Source organism: Streptomyces sp. NPDC005963 (assembly GCF_040638655.1).
Lineage (GTDB): Bacteria > Actinomycetota > Actinomycetes > Streptomycetales > Streptomycetaceae > Streptomyces.
The window spans coordinates 131,949-139,830 of the sequence record NZ_JBEXVD010000022.1; the positions used below are offsets into that span (position 1 = coordinate 131,949).

The 7,882-nt window shown below is 70.0% G+C and carries 7 protein-coding genes and 1 pseudogene; 4 read left to right on the top strand and 4 right to left on the bottom strand.

The features are described from left to right. The 4 genes from ABZ348_RS25720 to ABZ348_RS25735 are packed head-to-tail and all read right to left on the bottom strand — an operon-like array spanning nucleotide 1 to nucleotide 3,495. On the bottom strand, nucleotides 1–966 hold the full coding sequence (locus ABZ348_RS25720; RefSeq protein WP_358936830.1) for a complex I subunit 1 family protein: 966 nt from the start codon (nucleotides 964–966) through the stop codon (nucleotides 1–3). Then, the gene (locus ABZ348_RS25725; RefSeq protein WP_358936832.1) at nucleotides 963–2,402 is read right to left on the bottom strand and encodes an NADH-quinone oxidoreductase subunit C; all 1,440 of its coding nucleotides are present in this window, start codon (nucleotides 2,400–2,402) and stop codon (nucleotides 963–965) included. The genes ABZ348_RS25720 and ABZ348_RS25725 overlap by 4 nt, the downstream gene beginning before the upstream one ends. Then, complete coding sequence (locus ABZ348_RS25730; RefSeq protein WP_358936834.1) at nucleotides 2,399–3,097, bottom strand: NADH-quinone oxidoreductase subunit B family protein; 699 nt, start codon at nucleotides 3,095–3,097, stop codon at nucleotides 2,399–2,401. The genes ABZ348_RS25725 and ABZ348_RS25730 overlap by 4 nt, the downstream gene beginning before the upstream one ends. After that, entirely contained in the window at nucleotides 3,088–3,495 is a 408-nt protein-coding gene (locus ABZ348_RS25735) for an NADH-quinone oxidoreductase subunit A (protein ID WP_358936836.1), read from the bottom strand. The genes ABZ348_RS25730 and ABZ348_RS25735 overlap by 10 nt, the downstream gene beginning before the upstream one ends. 240 nt (nucleotides 3,496–3,735) lie before the next feature. Between ABZ348_RS25735 and ABZ348_RS25740 the strand changes: the two genes are divergently transcribed. From ABZ348_RS25740 to ABZ348_RS25755, 4 genes and pseudogenes are all read left to right on the top strand, one after another. Beyond that, nucleotides 3,736–4,935, top strand: coding sequence for a sensor domain-containing protein (locus ABZ348_RS25740; RefSeq protein WP_358936838.1), 1,200 nt, complete (start codon nucleotides 3,736–3,738; stop codon nucleotides 4,933–4,935). A gap of 195 nt (nucleotides 4,936–5,130) precedes the next feature. Then, nucleotides 5,131–6,468 carry a sensor domain-containing protein gene (locus ABZ348_RS25745; protein ID WP_358936850.1) on the top strand — a complete coding sequence of 446 codons (1,338 nt, stop codon included), beginning with the start codon at nucleotides 5,131–5,133 and terminating at the stop codon, nucleotides 6,466–6,468. Between the two features lie 303 nt (nucleotides 6,469–6,771). Then, nucleotides 6,772–7,431: a response regulator transcription factor gene (locus ABZ348_RS25750; protein WP_358936852.1), complete on the top strand. Its 660-nt coding sequence runs from the start codon at nucleotides 6,772–6,774 to the stop codon at nucleotides 7,429–7,431. Between the two features lie 248 nt (nucleotides 7,432–7,679). After that, nucleotides 7,680–7,882 (top strand): annotated as a pseudogene (locus ABZ348_RS25755) (2-oxoglutarate ferredoxin oxidoreductase subunit alpha); the annotation flags it as partial.

Consider the following 7,882-nt stretch of genomic DNA (forward strand, 5'->3'; position numbering starts at 1 on the left):
CTAGATCACCACCTTCACGATGCCGGTGAGAGCGATCTGGGCGAGGGCGAGTGGAACGAGGGTCGTCCAGGCGAGGCGCTGGAGTTGGTCCTCCCTCATCCGCGGATAGCTCACCCGCAGCCAGATGACGATGAATGCGAGGACCGCGGTCTTGAGGAGGGTCCACACCCAGCCGAGCCCGTCGGCCCCCATCGGGCCGTGCCAGCCACCGAGGAAGAGGACCGTGGTCAGACCGCAGAGGACGACGATGCCCGCGTACTCCGCCAGCAGGAAGAGGGCGAACCGCAGACCCGTGTACTCGGTGTAGGCGCCGAAGATGATCTCCGAGTCGGCGACCGGCATGTCGAAGGGCGGCCGTTGCAGTTCGGCGAGCCCCGCGACGAAGAAGACGATGGCGCCCACGATCTGCCAGGGCAGCCACCACCACTCGAAGGCGTCGAGGATGCCGGTCAGCGAAACGGTTCCCGCGGCCATCGCGACGGAAGCGGCGGTCAGCAGCATCGGCAGTTCGTAGGCCAGCAGCTGTGCCGCGGTGCGCAATCCGCCGAGCAGGGAGAACTTGTTGGCCGACGCCCAGCCGGCCATCAGGGAGCCGAGGACACCGACGCCCATGACCGCCATGACGAAGAAGATGCCCGCGTCGATGACCTGACCGACCGCGCCCTCGCCAGGACCGATCGGAATGGCCAGCAGGACGAGGAGGTACGGCAGCAGGGCGACGGCCGGGGCGAGCTGGAAGATCCGCCGGTCGGCACCGTTCGGGACGATGTCTTCCTTCTGGGCGAACTTCACCCCGTCCGCGACGAGCTGGGCCCAACCGTGGAAGCCGCCCGCGTACATCGGACCGAGGCGGCCCTGCATGTGCGCCATCACCTTGTGTTCGGTCTGCCCGATGACGAGCGGGAAGACCATGAACACGGCGAAGACGATGAGCAGTCGGACGGCGACGTCGAGAGCGTCGTTCACGCGGGGTCGCCTCCGGGTTCCTTCGGGTCGCCGTGCTGCTGCGGGCGGGGTTCGTGGTCCTGGTCGGGTTTCTCGGCCGGGTCGGCCTGCTGCTCGGTGGCACCGCCGTCCACTTGCTCGGTGGCGCTGTCCGCTTGCTCGGCCGAATCGGCCGAATCGGTCGAGTCGGTCCCGTCAGCTGACTCGGCCGAATCAGCCTTGCCAGCGCCATCGGCGCCATCGGCGCTATCAACCCTGTCGGTCTTGTCGGCGCTGTCGGTCTTGTCGGCGGCTTCCGCACCCCGCGGGGAGTCGAACGCCGGACGCGCATGGTGCCAGGGAGCGTCCGCGCCACGCGCCGCCGCCGGACTCCCGGTCTGGGGCGCGGAACCTGCCGCTGTCTGCTGGTCTCCGGTACCGGACGGCGTCGCGGACTCACCGCGCTGACGGGCCGGACCCTGATCGGCCGAAGGGCTCTTCGAAGCCGGAGGACCTGCTGAAGCCGCGGGCTCGGGCGGCGTCGGCTCGGTGCTTCCGGTGCTCCCGGCGTCGCCGTTGGCTGCCGGGGCAGTGCCGGTGCTGCCCGTCCCGGGTGCCGCGGCGGGCCGTTGCGCTGCCTGACTCGCCGAGCCCTCGCTGACGCTCCGGGAGCGTCGCGCGGGAGCGGCGGGGGCAGCCGTGCCCTCCGCACCGGCCGCCTGACTCGCCGAGCCCTCCCCCACCGTGCGAGCCCGCCGGGCGGGCCGCTCCCCGGCCGCGGCGCCCGCCGCCCGGGGAGTACGGGCAGGTCGAGCCGGCGCAGGCGGCAGCTGGCCCTTGAGCGGGCCCCACTCATTGGGGTCGGGCACGCCCGGCGGCAGCATCTGGCGCCGCTTGGGCCCTCCGTGCTCGGATTCCCCCGGCTCCTTCGCCCCGGGCCACGCCTTGGCGACCCGGGCGGCGAGGACGAAGTCCTTGCGCAGCGGGTGGCCTTCGAACCCCTCGGGCAGCAACAGCGGTACGAGGTGGGGGTGGTCGGTGAACTCGACGCCGAACATCTCGTGCGTCTCGCGCTCGTGCCAGTCCGCCCCCGCGTACACCTCACGGGCGGTGGGGAGTACGGGCGCATCGTGCGGGACCGTCGTGCGGAGCATCAGCCTGCGCACCTGGACCCCGCCCGGAGACGCGTGCTCAGCGCGGACCTCGGCCCCGCTGGAGTCACCGTCGATGGCACCGGCGGGCGGCGGGCCGCCCAGGGCGACCACATGTGCGCAGATGCGGAACCCGGTGCCCGGTTCGTCCACCGCGCTCAGCCAGTCGAAGTAGGTGCAGCCGAGTTGGTCGCGGGCGGTCTCAAGGGCCGCGATCCAGGAGGCGGGTGGCACGTCGACCGTGAGGAGTCCATAGGACGAATCGGCGGTGGCGTCCGTGCCGAAGACGTCCGCAACACCGTCCGGCAGCCGGTCGTACGCGGTCACCGGGCGCCTCCCGTCGTACCCGTGGTCCCGTCGGTCCCTGACGTACCCGTGGTCCCGTCGGCTGCCGGTGCGGCGCTGGTCCCGGCCGTGTCCTCGGTTGGGTCCGTTCCGGCCGCGGGCGGCGGTGGTGCGGCGACCAGCCCGCTGCGCAGTTCGGCGGCCGAGGCGCGTGCGCCCGACCCCGTGCCGTACCGCTCGCCCAACGATTCCCGGGCGATCTTCTCCTGGAGCTTCAGGATTCCCTGGAGCAGCGCTTCCGGCCGCGGCGGGCAGCCGGGCACGTACACGTCGACGGGGATGATCTGGTCGACGCCCTTGGTCACCGAGTACGAGTCCCAGTAGGGCCCGCCGCAGTTGGAGCAGGCGCCGAAGGAGATGACGTACTTGGGCTCGGGCATCTGCTCGTAGAGCCGCTTGACCGCGGGCGCCATCTTGTCCGTGACCGTGCCGGAGACGATCATCAGATCCGCCTGGCGCGGGCCCGGCGCGAACGGGATGACTCCGAGCCGGATGAAGTCGTGGCGGGCCATCGAAGCCGCGATGAACTCGATGGCGCAGCAGGCGAGCCCGAAGTTGAAGACCCAGAGGCTGTAGCGGCGCCCCCAGTTGAGGACGACCTTCATGGGCTCGGGAGCCAGCCGGGAGAGGATGCCGAGCCGGCGCGGCTCGGGAAGCGACTCCGGGATCACGTCCATGTCAGGACGCCCTTCTTCCATGCGTAGAGCAGTCCGACGGCCAGGAAGCCGAGGAAGATGAACATCTCCACGAGCGTCGTCGCGCCGTATCCCGGGGCGGCGAAGATCGTGGCCCACGGGAAGAGGAAGATCGAGTCGACGGCGAAGATCACGTACAGGAAGGCATAGACGTAGTAGCGGACCTGGGTGTGTGCCCAGCCCTCGCCGACGGGGTCGACGCCGCACTCGTACGTCATGAGCTTCTCGGGGGTGGGCACGACGGGCCGCAGCAGCCGTCCGGCACCGAAGGCCACCGCGACGAACAGCACTCCGACGAGGGCGAGGAGCCCGACGACTGAGTAGCTCTCGTAGTAGTCGGCGTGGTTGGCCGCGAGCGTGGCCACGGTCGGTTCCGTCACGTCCGCTCCTCGCTCCCTGGCCTCATGGGCCTCGTCCGCCTTGTCGACCTTCGAAGGCCGCGTGTATCGCCGCGACGCCTTGGAATCGTCGACGAGCCGTGTGGTGTACGCACGGGAGTCTAGGCCCTGCCAAACCGACCCCCAGCAGTCACGCCCCGTGGTAGGTGGGGTTATCCCTACCTAGGTCCCACCCGGGCAACCCCATGGCGCCGGCCCATCCGGCCAGGCAGGCTGACACGTATGACCGTGAGCAGCACCGCTTCCTCCATCGCCCCGCGCACGCAGACCGACGATCAGCTGCCGCCCGTGGGCTTCGCCTTCCCGCTCCACACGTGGAAGGAGATCGCCCATCTCCTGTTCAACCTACCGGCGGCGCTCATCGGATTTGTTTATGTGTCGTTCACAATCTTTGCGGGTGCAGGATTGTCGGTCACGGTGATCGGACTGCCCTTCCTCGCCCTCGCCCTCGGCGGTGCACGGCTGATCGGGAGGTTCGAGCGGGCGCGGGCACGGATGTTCCTCGGGGTGCGGGTGGAGGAGCCGAGTCCCCTGCGCGGCGCGCACGGCGGGGAAGGGATGTTGGCCTGGCTGTGGACGAGCTTGAAGGATCCGGTCGCGTGGCGGACGGTGCTGTTCGCCTCCATCCGACTGCCCTGGGGCGTGGTGACCTTCACGATCGCCCTGGTGGGTCTGTTCGTCCTGTGGCCCGTGTTGCCTTTCGTGGTGCGGCTCCTGGCCAATGCCGACCGGGCGATGGTCCGCGGTCTGCTGTCGCCCTCCGATGAGCTGGAGCGTCGGATCGCGGAGTTGGAGTCGGACCGGGGGGTGGTCGTGGACACCGCCGCCGCCGATCTGCGCCGCATCGAACGCGACCTCCACGACGGCGCCCAAGCCCGCCTCGTCGCCCTCGCCATGGACCTCGGACTCGCCAAGGAAAAACTCCTCGAAGACCCCGACGCCGCAGCCGCCATGGTCGACGAAGCCCACGGCGAAGTGAAAATCGCCCTCCAAGAACTCCGCGACCTCGCCCGCGGCATCCACCCCGCCGTCCTCACCGACCGCGGACTCGACGCCGCACTCTCCTCCGTCGCCTCCCGCTGCACTGCCCCGGTGAAGGTGTCGGTGGAACTCGTCGAGCGACCGGCGGCGGCCATCGAGGGCATCGCCTACTTCACCGTCTCCGAACTCCTCCAGAACATCAGCAAGCACGCCCAGGCCCGCCAGGCAGCGGTGGACGTCTGGCAGTCGAGCGACCGCCTGTTGATCCAGGTCAGCGATGACGGCAGGGGCGGCGCACGGTTGGACGGCGGTACCGGGTTGGCCGGGCTTGCGGAACGGCTGGACGCGGTGGACGGGCTGTTCGTCGTGGACTCCCCGGCCGGCGGGGGGACGAACGTGACGGTGGAGATCCCCTGGCGCGTCCGCACGACATCGCAGTAGCGGTCCTCAGCCCCGGCCCGGGCGGCGCGGGCCGCCCTCATCGCCGTACGCAGGGGGTGTGCCGACCCGGCCCGTCCGCGCCTCATGGTGGGGAAAACCCCCGGTCCAAGAGGGCGACCGTCCTCATGGTGCGCGGCCCCCGACCACAGCACCCTTGATGTCATGACAGCCCGCAGCGCAGAACGGATGACGCCCATGGCCACCGACTTCCGACCGGAACGACGGGACCGGCACGAGCACGACCGGCACTCCATCGTCCCCTCGGCCCTGCGGGCCCCGTTCGAGCGCCGCACCTGGCGCGAGTTCGGCTACCACATGCTGAGCCTGCCGATCAGCACCGTCCTGTTCGTCTTCGCGATCACCACCCTCTCGCTGGGCGCGGGTCTGCTGGTGACGTTCATCGGCATTCCGGTCCTGGCCGCCGCGCTGGCCGGCTGCCGCGGCTTCGGCGCGCTGGAGCGCAGCAGGGCCCGGGCACTGCTGCACCACGACGTGGGCACCCCCGAGCCGCTGCGCCCCAAGACCAACGGGATGCTCTCCTGGGTCGGGGCGGTCCTCAAGAGCGGTACGTCCTGGCGGAACCTGCTCTACGCGCTGTTGCACTTCCCGTGGGCCATCGTCTCGTCCGTGGTGCTCGCCACGTTCTGGCTCACCGGTTGGACGCTCCTGCTGTACCCGCTGTGGCAGTGGACCTTCCCCACCTTCGGGGACGCGCCCGGCATCCAGCTCTACGGTGACGGTTCCGAGCAGCGGACCCTGTACCTGGACACCCCGTTGGAGATCGCGATGGCCTCGGGAACGGGTCTGGCGGTCGTGCTGGTCACGGGGTGGATGATCCGCGGCTTCTCGTACGTGGACCGGGTGATGGTCAGTGGACTGTTGGGCCCCTCCTCGCTGGCGACCAGGGTGGTGGAGTTGGAGTCGGACCGGGGGGTGGTCGTGGACACCGCCGCCGCCGATCTGCGCCGCATCGAACGCGACCTCCACGACGGCGCCCAAGCCCGCCTCGTCGCCCTCGCCATGGACCTCGGACTCGCCAAGGAAAAACTCCTCGAAGACCCCGACGCCGCAGCCGCCATGGTCGACGAAGCCCACGGCGAAGTGAAAATCGCCCTCCAAGAACTCCGCGACCTCGCCCGCGGCATCCACCCCGCCGTCCTCACCGACCGCGGACTCGACGCCGCACTCTCCTCCGTCGCCTCCCGCTGCACGGTGCCCGTGGCCGTGGATGTGGATCTCGTGGAGCGTCCCGCTGCGGCCATCGAGGGCATCGCCTACTTCACCGTCTCCGAACTCCTCCAGAACATCAGCAAGCACGCCCAGGCCAGCAGGGCGTCGGTGGACGTCTGGCAGTCACAGGGGCGGCTCATGCTCCAGGTCAGCGATGACGGCCGGGGCGGTGCGGACGTCTCCGCCGGCAGCGGCCTGGCGGGGCTGGCGGAGCGGCTGGACGCCGTCGACGGCATCCTGGCCGTGGACTCGCCCGTGGGTGGGCCGACCCGGGTGACGGCGGAGCTGCCCTGGCGCCGCTGATCCGCTCGGCGCAAGGCTCTGCCCCCGGCCGCCGGCTGGGGGCAGGGCCTTGTGCGAACGACCCGCCCGGCGTGGCCGGCGGCAAGCCCGCCGGATCGTGTCTGCGTGTCGAACGCGCCGGCGCCGGAGCGAGCGGGCCGCCACACTCCCGTAAGCCCCCGAATGCCCCGAAGCCCTCGAAGCTCCCTCAATCCCTTCGTCTCACCGCCGCCCAGGACCGCACTGAGGTCCGGATACTGGGATGCTGATCCATACAGGCGGGATACGGATCGACATGGGGGATACACGGACGTGAGTGACAGGGTGCGGGTGGTCATCGCCGAGGACTCGGTGCTGTTGCGCGAGGGACTCACCCGGCTGCTGACCGATCGCGGGCACGATGTGGTGGCCGGGGTCGGCGACGGGGAAGCACTGGTCAAGACGGTCGGGGAGCTGGCCGCACAGGATGCGCTGCCGGATGTGGTGGTCGCCGACGTGCGGATGCCGCCGACGCACACGGACGAGGGCGTACGGGCCGCGGTGCGGCTGCGCAAGGACCATCCGGAGCTCGGGGTGCTGGTGCTGTCCCAGTACGTGGAGGAGCAGTACGCCACCGAACTGCTGGCGGGCAGCAGTCGCGGCGTGGGCTACCTCCTCAAGGACCGGGTGGCCGAGGTCCGTGAGTTCGTGGACGCCGTGGTGCGCGTGGCACGCGGCGGTACCGCCCTCGACCCGGAGGTCGTCGCACAGCTGCTGGGCCGCAGCCGGAAGCAGGACGTGCTGGCCAACCTCACCCCGCGTGAGCGGGAGGTCCTCGGTCTGATGGCCGAGGGGCGGACGAACTCGGCGGTCGCCCGGCAGCTCGTGGTGAGCGACGGAGCCGTCGAGAAGCACGTGAGCAACATCTTCCTGAAGCTGGGGCTCTCTCCGAGTGACGGGGATCACCGTCGGGTGCTGGCGGTCTTGACCTATCTGAAGTCCTAGCCGGCGGGCGCCTTACCAGACAAGCGGATGGGCGACGGTCCTAGAACCAAAGGATGAGCAGGGAACGTCCCGGCTGGAATGCCGGAACGGCCCGGCAAAATCCATCAAACTAGGACATTAGGGCGTCTCAATTTGACGTCCAACATATGAGCGGTAGGGGGAAGGGCACCCTTACCCACGTAGGGTGGCACGGGACGGTCGGTGGGACGGCCGGACCGAACAGCCGCCTCAAAGGGAGGTCCAGTTCAGTGACCAGCCAGGTCAGTAGCCCAGCCGAGCACGCCGACGAAGCCGATGACACGGCCGAGGCGCTCGTGGGCGGGCAACGATCGTCCGCAGTCCCCGCCGGAGCCCCCGCCAAGGAGGTGCGCCGGTTGGATCGGGTGGTGATCCGGTTTGCTGGTGACTCGGGTGACGGGATGCAGCTTACGGGTGACCGGTTTACGTCGGA